This window comes from Synechococcus sp. BIOS-E4-1 (genome assembly GCF_014279995.1).
In the GTDB taxonomy this organism is placed as follows: domain Bacteria; phylum Cyanobacteriota; class Cyanobacteriia; order PCC-6307; family Cyanobiaceae; genus Synechococcus_C.
Genome location: NZ_CP047935.1, coordinates 1,859,061 through 1,872,966 on the forward strand (window position 1 = coordinate 1,859,061; position 13,906 = coordinate 1,872,966).

Annotated in this window: 15 protein-coding genes; 4 read left to right on the forward strand and 11 right to left on the reverse strand. The window is 54.6% G+C overall.

Annotated features, from left to right (window positions below):
- Positions 1 to 25 precede the first annotated feature (25 nt).
- Positions 26 to 1,696, forward strand: a complete 1,671-nt coding sequence (gene ilvD / locus SynBIOSE41_RS10060; protein ID WP_066905445.1) for a dihydroxy-acid dehydratase — start codon at positions 26 to 28, stop codon at positions 1,694 to 1,696.
- Here ilvD and SynBIOSE41_RS18375 read toward each other — a convergent pair whose 3' ends face one another.
- Positions 1,697 to 1,840, reverse strand: coding sequence for a hypothetical protein (locus SynBIOSE41_RS18375; protein WP_369818613.1), 144 nt, complete (start codon positions 1,838 to 1,840; stop codon positions 1,697 to 1,699). It abuts the gene before it with no gap.
- Positions 1,841 to 1,939: 99 nt separating this feature from the next.
- Here SynBIOSE41_RS18375 and SynBIOSE41_RS18085 point away from each other — a divergent pair, with 99 nt between their 5' ends.
- The gene (locus SynBIOSE41_RS18085; RefSeq protein WP_255476083.1) at positions 1,940 to 2,290 is read left to right on the forward strand and encodes a hypothetical protein; all 351 of its coding nucleotides are present in this window, start codon (positions 1,940 to 1,942) and stop codon (positions 2,288 to 2,290) included.
- Here SynBIOSE41_RS18085 and SynBIOSE41_RS10070 read toward each other — a convergent pair.
- Positions 2,287 to 3,165 carry a dienelactone hydrolase family protein gene (locus SynBIOSE41_RS10070; RefSeq protein ID WP_255476046.1) on the reverse strand — a complete coding sequence of 293 codons (879 nt, stop codon included), beginning with the start codon at positions 3,163 to 3,165 and terminating at the stop codon, positions 2,287 to 2,289. The genes SynBIOSE41_RS18085 and SynBIOSE41_RS10070 overlap by 4 nt on opposite strands.
- On the opposite strand from SynBIOSE41_RS10070, the gene SynBIOSE41_RS18090 reads away from it, so the two are divergent.
- Positions 3,120 to 3,266: a hypothetical protein gene (locus SynBIOSE41_RS18090; protein WP_255476084.1), complete on the forward strand. Its 147-nt coding sequence runs from the start codon at positions 3,120 to 3,122 to the stop codon at positions 3,264 to 3,266. The two genes, SynBIOSE41_RS10070 and SynBIOSE41_RS18090, sit on opposite strands and share 46 nt — an antisense overlap.
- 301 nt (positions 3,267 to 3,567) lie before the next feature.
- Here SynBIOSE41_RS18090 and SynBIOSE41_RS10075 read toward each other — a convergent pair whose 3' ends face one another.
- The 6 genes from SynBIOSE41_RS10075 to glpX form a co-directional block, all read right to left on the reverse strand.
- Entirely contained in the window at positions 3,568 to 4,140 is a 573-nt protein-coding gene (locus SynBIOSE41_RS10075) for a CIA30 family protein (RefSeq protein ID WP_186537724.1), read from the reverse strand.
- On the reverse strand, positions 4,137 to 4,853 hold the full coding sequence (gene pgl / locus SynBIOSE41_RS10080) for a 6-phosphogluconolactonase (RefSeq protein WP_186537725.1): 717 nt from the start codon (positions 4,851 to 4,853) through the stop codon (positions 4,137 to 4,139). The genes SynBIOSE41_RS10075 and pgl overlap by 4 nt, the downstream gene beginning before the upstream one ends.
- Before the next feature lie 10 nt (positions 4,854 to 4,863).
- Complete coding sequence (gene gndA, locus SynBIOSE41_RS10085; RefSeq protein ID WP_066905622.1) at positions 4,864 to 6,282, reverse strand: NADP-dependent phosphogluconate dehydrogenase; 1,419 nt, start codon at positions 6,280 to 6,282, stop codon at positions 4,864 to 4,866.
- A gap of 87 nt (positions 6,283 to 6,369) precedes the next feature.
- On the reverse strand, positions 6,370 to 7,665 hold the full coding sequence (locus SynBIOSE41_RS10090; RefSeq protein ID WP_066905437.1) for a glucose-1-phosphate adenylyltransferase: 1,296 nt from the start codon (positions 7,663 to 7,665) through the stop codon (positions 6,370 to 6,372).
- A gap of 131 nt (positions 7,666 to 7,796) precedes the next feature.
- The gene (locus tag SynBIOSE41_RS10095) at positions 7,797 to 9,110 is read right to left on the reverse strand and encodes a glutamyl-tRNA reductase (protein WP_186537726.1); all 1,314 of its coding nucleotides are present in this window, start codon (positions 9,108 to 9,110) and stop codon (positions 7,797 to 7,799) included.
- A 29-nt stretch (positions 9,111 to 9,139) separates the two neighbouring features.
- Entirely contained in the window at positions 9,140 to 10,144 is a 1,005-nt protein-coding gene (gene glpX / locus SynBIOSE41_RS10100) for a class II fructose-bisphosphatase (protein ID WP_186537727.1), read from the reverse strand.
- Positions 10,145 to 10,301: 157 nt separating this feature from the next.
- On the opposite strand from glpX, the gene rpe reads away from it, so the two are divergent.
- Positions 10,302 to 11,036, forward strand: coding sequence for a ribulose-phosphate 3-epimerase (gene rpe / locus SynBIOSE41_RS10105; protein ID WP_186537728.1), 735 nt, complete (start codon positions 10,302 to 10,304; stop codon positions 11,034 to 11,036).
- A 66-nt stretch (positions 11,037 to 11,102) separates the two neighbouring features.
- On the opposite strand, the gene SynBIOSE41_RS10110 is transcribed toward rpe, so the two are convergent.
- The 3 genes from SynBIOSE41_RS10110 to SynBIOSE41_RS10120 all read right to left on the reverse strand — a co-directional run bounded on the left by SynBIOSE41_RS10110 (position 11,103) and on the right by SynBIOSE41_RS10120 (position 13,875).
- The gene (locus SynBIOSE41_RS10110; protein WP_186537729.1) at positions 11,103 to 11,417 is read right to left on the reverse strand and encodes a DUF3288 family protein; all 315 of its coding nucleotides are present in this window, start codon (positions 11,415 to 11,417) and stop codon (positions 11,103 to 11,105) included.
- A 155-nt stretch (positions 11,418 to 11,572) separates the two neighbouring features.
- Positions 11,573 to 13,336: an iron uptake porin gene (locus SynBIOSE41_RS10115; protein ID WP_186537730.1), complete on the reverse strand. Its 1,764-nt coding sequence runs from the start codon at positions 13,334 to 13,336 to the stop codon at positions 11,573 to 11,575.
- A gap of 164 nt (positions 13,337 to 13,500) precedes the next feature.
- Entirely contained in the window at positions 13,501 to 13,875 is a 375-nt protein-coding gene (locus SynBIOSE41_RS10120) for a TM2 domain-containing protein (protein WP_186537731.1), read from the reverse strand.
- Positions 13,876 to 13,906 lie beyond the last annotated feature (31 nt).

Sequence of the window (13,906 nt, forward strand, 5' to 3'; positions counted from 1 at the left end):
GATCCGCCGCAACGCGAGACAGTCCATGCTCCGCTCCGATGCCGTCACCAAGGGGATCCAGCGTTCCCCTAACAGGGCGATGTTGCGAGCCGTGGGATTCGGAGACCAGGATTTCGGCAAGCCCATCATTGGCATTGCCAACGGCTACAGCACGATCACGCCCTGCAATGTGGGCCTGAACGATTTGTCGAAACGGGCGGAAGCAGCCGCTCGGCAGGCGGGAGGCATGCCGCAGATGTTCGGAACGATCACCGTCAGCGATGGCATCTCCATGGGAACTGAGGGGATGAAGTACTCCCTGGTGAGCCGTGAAGTGATTGCCGATGCAATCGAGACAGCCTGCAACGGCCAGAGCATGGACGGTGTTCTTGCCGTGGGTGGATGCGACAAGAACATGCCCGGCGCCATGCTGGCGATGGCCCGGATGAACATCCCGGCGATCTTTGTCTACGGCGGCACGATCAAGCCGGGAAAACTCGGTGGATGCGATCTCACCGTAGTGAGTGCCTTCGAAGCCGTAGGACAGATCACGAACGGCAAAATCGATATGGATCAGCTGATCGCCGTCGAAAAGAACGCCTGTCCTGGAGCCGGAAGCTGTGGCGGCATGTTTACTGCCAACACGATGAGCGCCGCCATCGAAACAATGGGGCTGAGTCTTCCGTGTAGTTCCACGATGGCGGCGGAGGATGCCGAGAAGGCCGACAGTGCTGCCCGGTCGGCCGAGGTCCTTGTCGAAGCGGTGAAAGCGAACATCAGACCCCTGGATCTGCTGACCAGGGAAGCGTTTGAAAACGCGATCAGCGTGATCATGGCCGTTGGCGGCTCAACCAACTCGGTCCTGCACCTGCTCGCCATTGCGAGAACAGCGGGAGTCGACCTGAACATCGATGACTTTGAACAGATTCGCCAGCGGGTTCCGGTCTTCTGCGACCTGAAGCCGAGCGGTCGTTACGTCACCGTTGATCTGCACAGAGCCGGCGGCATCCCCCAAGTGATGAAACTGCTGCTGAATGCAGGCCTCCTGCATGGAGATTGCCGAACGATTGAAGGCAAGACGCTGAAGCAGCTGCTCGAAGATGTGCCGTCAGAACCTCCTGCTGATCAGGATGTGATCCGTCCGATCAGCAAACCTATCTATCAGAAAGGACACCTGGCCATTCTCAAGGGCAACCTTGCGCTCGAGGGAAGCGTCGCCAAGATCAGCGGGGTCAAATCTCCTGTCTTGACCGGCCCTGCGAGGGTCTTTGAAAGTGAAGAGACCTGCCTTGAAGCCATTCTTGATCGCAAGATCAAGGCTGGAGATGTGGTGGTCGTCCGCTATGAGGGGCCAGTGGGCGGACCAGGTATGCGCGAGATGCTCTCACCCACTGCAGCCATTGTCGGACAGGGGCTGGGAGAGAAAGTGGCCCTGATCACCGACGGCCGCTTCAGTGGTGGTTCCTACGGACTGGTCGTGGGGCATGTTGCGCCTGAAGCCGCTGTTGGCGGCACCATCGGACTGGTACAGGAGGGCGACAGCATCACCGTTGACGCCAATGAACTCTTGCTGCAACTCAACGTGGACGAAGCCGAACTGGAGCGCAGACGTGCTGCCTGGAGCAGTCCGACTCCCCGCTATCGCACCGGCATCCTCGGCAAATATGCCCGTCTTGTCAGTTCCAGCAGCAGGGGAGCGGTCACCGATCAGCCCTGATCAGACCAGCAGGGCCCTGAGGCGTCGAGCAAGGGCTTCCAGCGGTGCCCCGTCGTTAGGAGCCGAACAGCGCTTGCCCGTATCACCATCCATCCAAACCGGGTGCTGTCCATGCCAAAGAAGTGGTCTGTCTGTCTGATTCACCCAACTCAGCATTAAATTCAAATCCTCGCCACTTTGGTAAATCTCGAGTTCGAGATCCTGCTCACTACAACGGCTGCCCTCTGGGTCTCGACATTCAAGATGAGCGCTCAAATCAATCATCGTCTTCAAAGAATCGGCATTGGATATCGGAGCCTGATCAGGGGAAAACTGCTGATCGAATGGAACAAGCGCATGAATCAGCGGCTTTCGGCAAAGATCGGCAGCCGAACAAATCAACGCCGCCAGAGAAGGCTTCAAATCGTCCATGCCTTGATCCCAGAAGCCCTCCAACAATCAGGAATTGCGTGCAGAGAATTCAGCCGAAATCTCATCGCTCAACCCCAGACAGAACACTCAGACAATTGCCAATGGTGGGCATGGTATTCCCAGCGGTCCAAGCAGAAATATCAATCAGCTTTAAACCAACCACTGACAACTGCGGAAATTTAACGAGAACGGCGAATGTCAACAATGCGCGAATCCGAGGCAGATTGGTCGAGGAAAGACTGACCCGATTTGGCATCAAGATTTAGACTCTTATTCAAAAATGCAACAGCATATTCCATTGTAGGAATATCCACATAAGGGCGACTTGGCCTATTAAAGTTTAAACCTGATTCACCACGAGCCCAATCCGCAAAATTCTGCATATCGCCACCATCATCAATGCCGGCAATCGTGAAATGGCTAACACGGTTGATATCAATTAAGACAGCGTTCTGAGCATTATCAAAGATCGCCATAGCCCCACCGCGCCATGTGGGATCAGCCGAAGGTCCAAACAGCAGTGGGATTTCAGGAGATACGCTGCCAGTCAGGACACCTTGCGTATCACTCAACTGAACCTCACCGGAGCATGGGCAAAGAGCATCAGACATTGAACAGAAAATCAGAATAGGCGCCGAAACGCTTCTAACAACGGAACTAGGGGTCGGCTGAACTCCGTTCCATGGAGCGATCGCAACAACGGCTTTAACCAAATCAGATCCATCCGCACCGAGACCAGATGCCACATCGACAACCATCCCGCCTCCCATGCTGTGACCCATGAGGGCAAGTCGATTGGAATCAACATCTGAGCGACTCTTTAAATATCTCAAATTCGAGCGAATGTCATCTGCCATACCAAAAAAATCGACAGCATTACTGAATTTGATCGGAAGCTGAAAGAGGTTGCCCAGAGTAGCGAACGGATGATCAACATTCATCACTCCACAATCACCTTGCTGCTGGCTTGCAATCACCATGAAACCCCAGGAAGCGAGACGAGACAGAGTGGATGAATACTTTTCTGCAGGACCACACAATCCGTGAGCAAAGACCACAGCAGGCCACGAACCTTCAGGAGCAGAACCTGTGGGAGCAAACAACAACCCCTGGCCTTCAACTGATGACACTGAAACGGCGTACGGCCCAGGACCTTTGAAACCATCCTGCTTTGCTAGAGCCGAAGAACACAATTGCGTGGACAGAAGAGCCAAAGGCAATGCGCAAAAACGCAGAAGAATTTTACTTAAAAGGGGTGATCTCATTGTCACTTCAATCGATTACTATCAAAACAATAGACTCGGACAAATCAAGGCGCAAGTTCCAGATGAACACGGGTTGCCCCCCGACTCAACAAACCACCAATGCACTAGTCAGCACTGAATAATTCGAAGAGGTTGTTACTTTAATCATGGCATAAAGGCAAGCAACAGAACTTCTTGGACGCGGGAATATTGCCGTCAGAATGCTTCGATCGAGCGAATCAAGAGCTTGATCTCACCCGCTCGATAGCCGGGATTGGGCTCACCATCGTCACCGAATCGTGAGTGCAACAACTGAAGACGCGTAATACACGATGGGTCAAAGCGAACTGGAATACTGACAGGTTTCGCTCGCACAACAGGCCGGAGAAGGTCAAAGGGAAGATCTACGATCGTGGTATCCGTTAACTCGGTGGCAACCGTTGTGACCCAACGCAATCCACCAGGAATTAACTCGGTGAGTCCGAACACGCCATCACGGCACGCAACTGCGAACTTGAAACTGCGTCCTTGCCCATCCAATCTCAGCCGCAGGCCTCTGTAGGAACTGAGATCCAGGGGCGGTCGAAACACCGGAGAACGGCAGCTCACGAAACCACCGCCTTCACTCACCACCTCGCCTTCAAGAACTAGACCCTGATCACTGAATCGGCAGCCCGCACGGCTGGACCCACCCATGATCGTGTCATTGAGACTGGCCCAGTCGCGAAAGGAGTCACCGGCAGCGATCACTCGAATTTGCGGTGGCTGTTGGTAGGGAGGTGTTGTCAAAGACCTTCAGCAGCAGCCTGATCAGCGAGCACGAGAATCTCAGAGGCTGGCTGCACCAGCTTGGCAGGTGTGCGCTCCGGGGACTCCTCAGCATCCATCAGCCGTGACAGAGCCTGGCGCTTGGCCTCTCCGCTCACCAGAAACACCACCTGGCGTGCAGCACTGAGAACGGGAGCCGTGAGAGTAATCCGCTCAAGCCCTTTGCCCCGGCCAATGGTGGTCCAGCGATCACAAACTCCGGGGGCCTCCGTTCCAGGAAACAGAGACGCCGTATGACCGTCATCCCCAAGGCCGAGCAACATCAGATCGAACACGGGTGGTTCGCCCAGGCAGACCTTGACCACCAGCTCAGCAAAGGCCTCGGCACTGGCTTCTGGAGAGGGCAGTTCAACAGTTGGAACGGGATGGAAACAGGCGCGGGCTCCTGGCTGATCCTGCTTGAGCAGGGTGTTGCGCAACATGCGTGCGTTGCTTGATTCATCATCAGCAGCCACCCAGCGCTCATCGCCCAGGAAGACATCGACTCTGTCCCAGGGCAGGTGTTCCTGCCCCAGCAATGCATAGGCCAGAGCAGGGGTGTTGCCACCGGACAAGGCGATCTGCGCCCGGTCCCTTTGGTCAAGCGCCAGGTCGATCGCGGATCCAATGTGCTCGGCGGCTCGCCGAGCAAGATCCTGGGCTGATTGAACCTGCTCGATGCGATAAGAGCTCATCGCGCGGCCCTCACTTGAGCCACTCGGTGTGGAAGATGCCGTCTTTGTCCACGCGCTCGTACGTATGGGAACCGAAGCAGTCACGCATGGCCTGCACAAGGTTCTGGGGGAGGCGTGCCGTGCGGTAGCTGTTGATGTAATCGAGAGTGCTGCTTAGGCAGGGCACTGGAACGCCGGCAGCGGCTGCACCGGCGACCACTTTCGCCAGTCCGGGCAGACGACGGTTCACCTGATCGGCGAACCACGGATCGATCAACAGGTTCTCCAGTTGGGGGTTGGCGTTGAACGCATCCTGAATCCGCTTCAGCAAGCGGGCACGGATGATGCAGCCACCTTTCCAGATCTGGGCAATCGACGGCATGTTCAGGTTGTAGTTGTGCTCAGCGGATGCAATCCGCAGCAGCTCCATTCCCTGGGCGTAGCTGGCCATGCAGGCCAGAACCATGGCATCCATCAACGGAGACATGCCATCAGCCGTTGTGCCCATGTCGAACGCCTGAATGGCCGGCCCCTTCAGAATCGGCTCAGCCTTGATGCGCTGCTCCTTCATGGAGCTCATCACCCGTCCATTGAGGGCGGCGTAGATCGTGGGCACCGAGGCGCCCATCTGCAGAGCACTGACAACAGTCCAGAGCCCCGTTCCCTTCTGCCCAGCCTTGTCCTGAATCTTGTCCACGAGCGGAGTGCCATCATCCGGATCCATGGTGCGCAGACACACCTCGGTGATTTCAACGAGATAGGACGACAGCTCCTCGGTGCTGTTCCAGTGCGCAAACACATCCGCCATCTCGAGGCTGCTCATGCCACCGACCCGCTTCATCAGGTCGTACCCCTCGGCCAGAATTTGCTCAATGCCGTATTCAATTCCGTTGTGCACGGTCTTGACGAAGTGACCTGAGCCTCCCGGGCCGATGTAGGTGACACAAGGACCATCCTCAACCTGGGCCGCCATCTTGCAGACCAGACTTTCGATGGCGTCATAGGAGGACTTGGTCCCTCCTGGCATCATGCTCGGCCCCTCCAGAGCACCTTTGGCTCCACCCGAGACGCCCATCCCGATGAATCCAAACCTTTTACTTTCCAGTTCAGCAACGCGTCGTTCGGTGTCGTGATATTCCGAATTACCACCATCAATCAATAGATCTCCCTCATCCAAATAGGGGGAAATCTGCTCGATGACTGCGTCTACAGGTCCTCCAGCCTTGACCATCATCAAGATGCGTCGTGGACGTTCCAGTTTGTTGACGAAATCCTGGAGGTCAGTGGCTCCCTGAATGTTTTTGCCCGCCCCACGGCCGGACATGAATTCTTCCGTCTTGGAATAAGTGCGGTTGTAGACGACGCTCGAGAAACCATTGCGCTCAGCGTTGAGGACAAGGTTTTCCCCCATCACGCCTAGACCAATCAGACCGAAGTGGGCCTTGGACATGCTCAGCTGGACCATTCACTAATGACAGTGTGACCACAGCAACCGAAGTCGGCTGCAAGATGGTCAACCTCTGTCAGGAATGAACGATCAGATCACACTTCCATCAGGAATCGATGCATTTTTTACAACGACCACGATCCCATTACGGATGTAGAAGCCCAGCTCGGCGCGATCGGCTTCTTCAACATTGTCCTTGTTCACGATCGTGACATTGGAACCAATGCGCGCGTTTTTGTCGAGAATGGCACGCTTGACCGTGGTGCCCTGGCCCACCCCGAGGGGGATACCACCACGCTCTCTGAGCACTGCACGCTCTTCGCTGGACTCAAAGAAATCAGCACCCATGACGAGGGTGTCTTGAAGCACCACATCAGACTCAAGCCTGCTGCGGACACCAAGAACGCAGTGATGAACACTGCACGACTTCAGAATCGACCCCTCGCCGATAATTGAATTGGTGATCTGAGCATCAACAAGTTTGCTCGGAGGCAGATAACGCGGCCGTGTGTAGATCGGGAATTTCTCGTCGTAGAAGCTGAATGGGGGTTTTGGTTGTTGCGTCAGAGCAAGGTTGGCCTCATAGAACGCACCAATCGTGCCGATGTCTTCCCAGTAGTCATCGAAGACATAGCTCTGGAGCTTGTCACCTTGAGCAAGCGATTCAGGAATCACTTCCTTGCCGAAATCCTTGTGGTTGGTGTTGCCATCGAGAAGATCGAAGAGTGTCTGACGACTGAACACGTAGATCCCCATCGAAGCCAGATAGGGACGTTCCTTAGCGGATTCGGGACTGAGCCCGAAGCGGGCTGTGTCCACGGCCATCTCAAGCAGGGAGTCACCCTTCGGCTTTTCGCGGAATTCCTGAATATTGCCGTCGTTATCCGTTCTCATCAGACCGAAGGATTCAGCCTGTTTGGCATCAACTGGCAGTGCCGCAACAGTCAGATCGGCTCCAGTGCGTCGGTGATGCTCAATGAAACGGCTGTAGTCCATGCGGTACAGCTGATCCCCGGACAGGATCAGATATTCGTCAACATCCCATTCCTGAAACAGCCACTGATATTTGCGCACTGCATCAGCGGTACCTTCGAACCAGGAAGGACTGTCGGGAGTCTGCTGAGCGGCAAGGACCTCGACGAATCCGCCACCGAAGGAATTACTGAGATTAAACGTCTGGCTTAGGTGACGATTCAGGGAAGCACTGTTGAACTGCGTCATCACGTACATCTTGTTGATGTCGGAGTTGATGCAGTTGCTGATCGGAATATCGATCAGTCGGTACTTGCCGGCCAGAGGAACAGCGGGCTTGGCCCGCATCTTGGTAAGGGGGTATAGACGCGTTCCCGCTCCTCCCCCCAGAATGATGGCCAGAACACGCTTCATGCCGCCCCCGCAGATCGGCTTTGCCGGGCAAACCTACCGGACTTTTGGGGCTCCCAACCGATGCATGGGCCAGATCCGACAAGAATGCTGGGAATCAGATTTAGACAGGGAAATTCAGTGCCGGAAATGACTCAGCGCTCCTGCTCATCATCCTGAACCAGATCGAACAAGCGCTCGACCACAATCAGCGCATTTTGTCTTTCGCTGCGCTGCTGAGGTGCACGCAGTGAAGTCACAGGGGTGTGCAGGATTTTGTTGATGATGCCCTTGCTGAGAGCTTCCACAACCTTGCGCTCACGAGCAGAAAAATCCGGTCCCATGCGACTGAGCGCCTTTTGCAGCTCCTCTGACCGGATCGACTCCAGAGAAGAACGCAGTCGATTGATGGTTGGGACTGCCTCCAGGCTGTCCCACCATTCCAGAAAAAGCCGCGCTTCTTCATCGAGGAGTCCCTGTGCTTCTCGAGCCACCTGCTGACGGGCTTCCTGATTGCGTTCGACAACTTCCTTGAGATCATCGACGTCGAAAGCCTCAACCCCGGTGATCCCTTCCACATCAGCATCAATGTTGCGAGGGACACCGATATCCACCAGCCGCAGTGAGCTGCGACGATTCAACTGCTGCAATCGATTGGCATCAATGATTGGATCATCTGCAGCCGTGCTGGTGAAGACCAGCGAACAGGTACTCAGGCAGTGATCAAGATCGTCCAATGAACGACACTGCACTGGAAGATCAGGGAAGTCGGCAGCGAGGGCCTGTGCCCGGCTCACGGTGCGGTTCAAAACAACCACACCTGAAGCACCCTTCGCTTTCAGATGCTGAAGCAAAAGACGGCTCATCCGTCCGGCACCGACAACGGCCACCTGTTCATCCTCAAGGGTGACCAGATCGTCCACAGCACGGCTCTGCCCCAGCTTCAACTGGGCGAGTTCAACAGCTGCAGAGCTGATGGAGACGGCACCGGTACCCAGATTGGTTTCGCTGCGAACCCTTTTCCCCGTGCTCACAGCTTGCGTGAGCAGGCGATTAAGGATCGGGCCGAGCGATTTGTGCTCCTGGCCCAGGCGCATCATTTTCTTGACCTGGGACAGAATCTGCCCCTCTCCGAGGACCAGGCTGTCAAGACCGGCTGCAACCCTCATCAGATGACCAACGGCATCCTCGTGGTGGAATGTGAACAGGTGAGGTTTCAGATCTCCGGTATCCAGTCCGGAATGTCCACTAAGAAATTCCCTGACAGCCGAAATTCCCAGTTCAGGATTGCGCACAAGGGTATAAATCTCAAGGCGATTGCAGGTGCTGAGAATCGAAGCCTCAAGCACCTGGTCATGCCCCCGCAGATTTTGCAGGGATTCCTCCATGGTTTGCTCAGGAATGCTGAGCTTTTCGCGCACTTCGACCGGTGCCGTTCGATGACTGAGGCCGACAACGGCGATGTGCATGGAAAACCCTCGCTGCTTGAAGAAGGAGATCAGCTCAGAGCAATGCTCTGTGCACCTTCCTTGATGTGAACCGTGTTGGTGAAACGGCAGGTGTCATCGAGATTGCTGATCACAAGGCTGCTGGTACGAGTGCAGTCCTTTTCGAACTTAACGCCGTGGAACAGCAGACCATCGGTGATACCGCTGCCGGCAAACACCACATGCTCGCCGGATGCCAGCTCATCAGCCTCATAGATCTTGTCTGGATCGCTGATGCCCATTTCTGCCAGGCGAGCCAGGTTGCCCTCCTTGGTCAGATCAGCCCATTCCTTGGTTTGGGCCACGGCGGGGTCATAAACAAGCTGACCCTGGAAATGTCCACCCAGAGCACGCATGGCAGCTGCGGAGATCACACCCTCCGGGGCTGCACCGATGCCCATCAGGCAATGGGTGCCCGTACCGGCGAAACCACAGGCAATGGCGGCCTGAACATCTCCATCTGAGATGGGTTGAACACGGGCTCCAGTTGAACGGATTTCCGCGATCAGATCCTTGTGGCGCGTCCGGTCCATCACAACGATGGTGAGCTCGTCAACAGCCAGTCCGAGGCATTCGCTGAGAATCTTGATGTTTTCGGTTGCCGACTTGCGGATGTCGACCTTGCCTTTAGCCGCCGGGGGAGCCGCCAGCTTCTTCATATAGAAGTCAGGCGCATTGAACAAGCCGCCACGATCGGACGCCGCCAGCACAGCCATCGAACCGCGCTGATTGTTAGCGCAGAGGTTGGTGCCTTCGCAGGGATCAACTGCGAAGTCCACTCCAGGGCCATTACCGCTGCCAACCTCTTCGCCGATGTAGAGCATGGGAGCTTCATCACGCTCGCCTTCCCCGATCACAATTCGACCCTGCATCTGAATCTGGCCCATGCGCTGACGCATGGCTTCTACGGCTGCAGCATCGGCTTCATCCTTTTTGCCGAGGCCTGTGAGGCGAGCAGAGGCGATGGCTGCCTGCTCAACAACCTCGAGAATTTCCTGGATGAGAGTGCGATCCACTTGAGTGCGGCGGGGAACTAGATGCGGTGAGGAGCAGCTCTCAGGACTTGGCGCCACTGGGCTTTTCGCTCAAAAGCGCGGCTTACTGTATCAGTGACTTCGAGCAAGCCTGAGTTCATGGCGCTTCCCTAAAGTCCCCCGAGTTTTCAGAGCCTCCATGACCGCATCCGAACGCCCGATTCAGATCATTCCATCGGTGCTGCCCGCTGATTGGGCTGCCATGGGCCAGTGCGTGAAGGATCTCGAAGCCGCTGGTGTCGACAGGATTCAGTTTGACGTGATGGACGGCAACTTTGTTCCGAATCTCACGTTCGGCCCTGAACTGATCAAGGCATGCCGCAAATACTGCAATGTGAAATTTGAGACCCAGCTGATGGTCAGTCAATACAACTCGGAAACGATGCTTGAGCAGTACGTCGATGCAAGCAAGGGGCCCAACGGAGAACCTGGCGTTGTCATTGCTCACGTCGAAGCCAACACACACCTGCACCGAGTGCTTGGCAGAATTCGACAGCTCGGGGGGAGTCCCTCCGTTGCGATGAATCCCCATACACCGATGGAGATGGTCAAAAACGTGCTCGATATGGTCGATCACGTGCTGGTGATGACAGTGAATCCTGGTTTTGGTGGTCAGGCCTACATCCCCACCATGCTCGACAAGATTTCACAACTGAGAAAAACCATCGATGAACGTGGTCTCACCGTTGATATTGAAGTCGACGGTGGAATCAAGGCCAATTGGACCATCTCCCAGTGTTGCGCGGCAGGCGCCAATTGCTTCATTGCGGGAAGCGGCATGTTCGCCTACCCCACACTGAAGGAAGGTTGCGAAGATCTGCGCCGCGTTGCACAGGAAGCCAGAGAGGGCAAGGTTCTGCCGACTCCTTCCTGAGGCATCAGTCAAGTCATTCAAGCGTAGGCCTCGGTTCACACCTGGGCCTACACAAAGCAGCAACGATTAACCCTCCTGATCGGCCACATCAGCACCAGAACCGAGTTCGTTATCAAGCTGCTGACCAGGCTTCCAACCACTGGTCCAGATCTCACGGCAACGGGCGTTGAGGCTCTGGGAATCGAGTCCCCAGCCGGCAACCACCTTCTGGATATCCTGTTTAATGTCATCGGCGCCTGGGAAATCGCCGTATCGCATCACAAGTCTTGCCGCCACAGTGAGCTGCTCAGGGCCTGGATCGCCCTGATGACCGAGCAAAGCATCCACCTGATCACGATCCGTTGCATAGAGCGGATGCGTCTGAGAGGTCTGTTCACTCATGGGGAAAATTCATGCCTGCACAACAGAATGTCATTGAAAGGAATGATGGTCCTGATCAGTCAAACAAAAAGCCGACCGGAAAGACAGGTCGGCTCGAATCTTCATCGGTTGATAGCAGAGATGCCTGATCAACCAATCAAACAGAAATTGTTTGATCAGAAGGTGAATGTTGTGCGAAGCACTCCACCGAACTGATTGAAGGTGCCATCTTTTCCACCACGGCCAAGGTAAGTTAATTCACCCAAAGGACGGCTCAGATAAAAGACTGCTGGAGTCACAGTGATGTTATCCGTAACCTGAAAACCGTAGTAGGCCTCCATGACATAATTCCCGTCATACGGAGTTTCCCCGCCCTTCAGTGCAGTCGCGAATGTTGGTTGTCCAACCGCGAAACCAAGACTGTTGCCCTGCAGGAATGCGTCATCCCAGTGCAGTGAAACCTGCCAGGACTGGGAAGTTGTCACAATGCGATCAGGGGAACCATCGGTATCGTTCAGAGTGTTGATACCCCAACCCGCACTGATTGCAGGAATCCAACCTGTATCTTCGGGCTGCCAATAACCGGAAAGGGCAAAGGCATTCAGAGAGCTGTCACTCGTCGCATCGCTGAGGATATAGCTCAGCTGGGTAAACGCAGTGGAGTAGGGAACGAGCGAGGCATCCTGCAGGTACGAGTAAACACCAGCAATGCCCCATTGCTCAGCCTGATAACCGATCTGAACAGTACCGACTCCAGCTGAACCATCCGTAGCAATTCCTCCCTCCTGAGGATTGCCGTCCATGCCGTTTTGAGAAACGTACTGAACGCCGGCCACAAAACCATCTTTTTCGTAATTGAGTGCGGCACCAGGTCCCTGGGTCTTGTTGTAAGCACCAGGTGCACCGTTGAGCGTCAGGACATCAAGAACCGTGTTGCCATCACCGGAGGGATAAACAGATGGCCACATCGGCATCATGTCATCCTGACCGACGTTGGCACCAACCACAAAGCTGAAACTGCTTCCGATCGGAGCTGTGTAAAAGATCTTGTCGATGTAGATCGAATCACTGCTGTTGCCGCCATCCAGGGAATCTGAAGCGACTTCGAGAGTCGACAGAGAGGAAGGAGCGCCGAAAAACGCTGTATTTCCAAAATTGCCGGCTCGGAGCGTTGTCGTCAGCAGATCCTTACCAGTGAAGCTGGTATTGAGGTTGATCTGCGTGTCGTAGTTGAAAGTTGTCGCTCCAAACTCTCTGTTCTCATAGTCCTGAGCATTCTGACCGCTGTAGAACAGCTCAACAATGGATTGATCGCTGAACGGAGTGTTCTCAAATAGACCGTCGTCAGGATCTAAGAGGAAGTCATTGATCTCAGTAGTGGTCAGACCCAATTCGAAGACGTCGTTGAGCCCGAACAGGTCGTATTCATTGAGATCACCACCAAAAGTGTTGGCACCAAGCACGAAGCTTGTCTGACCCTCGAGTTTGGTGGTGGTGGAGAACTGCATTGCTTCCAGTTCGCCAACACGAGCTTCCAGACCGTCAACACGGCCCTTGACGATGGCGAGTTCCTTTTCGAACTCCTTCATGAGGCGCTTGAGCTCGTCGGTCACTTCGGTGACGCGGTCGAGACAGGCGTTCAACAGTGCGGCCGCCTCAAAGCGGGTCATGGCACGATTGCCGCGGTAGGTGCCGTTGGGATAACCGGCAACACAGCCGTAGCGCTCAATCAGGTTGCTGAGAGCCTGATAGGCCCAGTCGGTCGGGTAGACGTCAGAGAACTGGGTGATGCTGGTGACCTGCTCCTCTGCCGCTGAATCGTGCGATACGGATGCATAACTGGAAACGCCGCTCACGTTCATTTCAGAGGCGTTAGACACCGCAGGTACCAAAAGGCCCAGGGCAGCAGGAGCAACTAGCAGTTGCTTGAAAAGTTTCATGGGATTCCTCACACCAAAAAAAGAGGAACACAAATATTAAGAAGAAAGATCGAGACCGCAAGGGGTCGAAACAATCCTGCATTCAAATGATTCACAAAGCCGTCTAATGCAGTCGCACAAGGAAGACTCAGGAGACCAGTGAGTCAGGAGGGAAAACTTGGAACTCAATAAGGGCTAATCTTCTTGATATCATCATATAATTGTTTTGCAAGTTTATTGTTATAGCCCGTGCACAATTCGCGCATACAAAGAGCATCAAAGATGGAAAAAAGCGCAGGCAACAATGTCCACGAAAAAACAAGGAAAATAATACCACTGTTGCGATCATTCAACCAAAATCGATGAAAACCAAACCATCCCAGAAGCAGGGCATAGACGACACCTAAAGAGGGCTGTCTGCAACGTAATTCAAACTCGTTTTCAAAGACCATCTGCTCACCAAGAGACATTTTTTTAGCAAGATGTTGATACTCTTTTCTCATCTGTAGCCAAAGTAAGATTACTGGCAACAGGGTAACAATGACAGGACGAGAGATCAAGCTTGCTGCAGAAAATCACAAGAGAATTCTC

What these genes read in the sequence shown, in the direction of transcription:
- SynBIOSE41_RS10095 (WP_186537726.1), bottom strand. Translation starts at nt 9,110, where the DNA reads ATGCACATCGCCGTTGTCGGCCTCAGTCATCGAACGGCACCGGTCGAA.
- rpe (WP_186537728.1), top strand. Translation starts at nt 10,302, where the DNA reads ATGACCGCATCCGAACGCCCGATTCAGATCATTCCATCGGTGCTGCCC.
- gndA (WP_066905622.1), bottom strand. Translation starts at nt 6,282, where the DNA reads ATGTCCAAGGCCCACTTCGGTCTGATTGGTCTAGGCGTGATGGGGGAA.
- pgl (WP_186537725.1), bottom strand. Translation starts at nt 4,853, where the DNA reads ATGAGCTCTTATCGCATCGAGCAGGTTCAATCAGCCCAGGATCTTGCT.
- SynBIOSE41_RS18085 (WP_255476083.1), top strand. Translation starts at nt 1,940, where the DNA reads ATGAGCGCTCAAATCAATCATCGTCTTCAAAGAATCGGCATTGGATAT.
- ilvD (WP_066905445.1), top strand. Translation starts at nt 26, where the DNA reads ATGCTCCGCTCCGATGCCGTCACCAAGGGGATCCAGCGTTCCCCTAAC.
- SynBIOSE41_RS10090 (WP_066905437.1), bottom strand. Translation starts at nt 7,665, where the DNA reads ATGAAGCGTGTTCTGGCCATCATTCTGGGGGGAGGAGCGGGAACGCGT.
- SynBIOSE41_RS10115 (WP_186537730.1), bottom strand. Translation starts at nt 13,336, where the DNA reads ATGAAACTTTTCAAGCAACTGCTAGTTGCTCCTGCTGCCCTGGGCCTT.
- SynBIOSE41_RS10110 (WP_186537729.1), bottom strand. Translation starts at nt 11,417, where the DNA reads ATGAGTGAACAGACCTCTCAGACGCATCCGCTCTATGCAACGGATCGT.
- SynBIOSE41_RS18090 (WP_255476084.1), top strand. Translation starts at nt 3,120, where the DNA reads ATGAATACTTTTCTGCAGGACCACACAATCCGTGAGCAAAGACCACAG.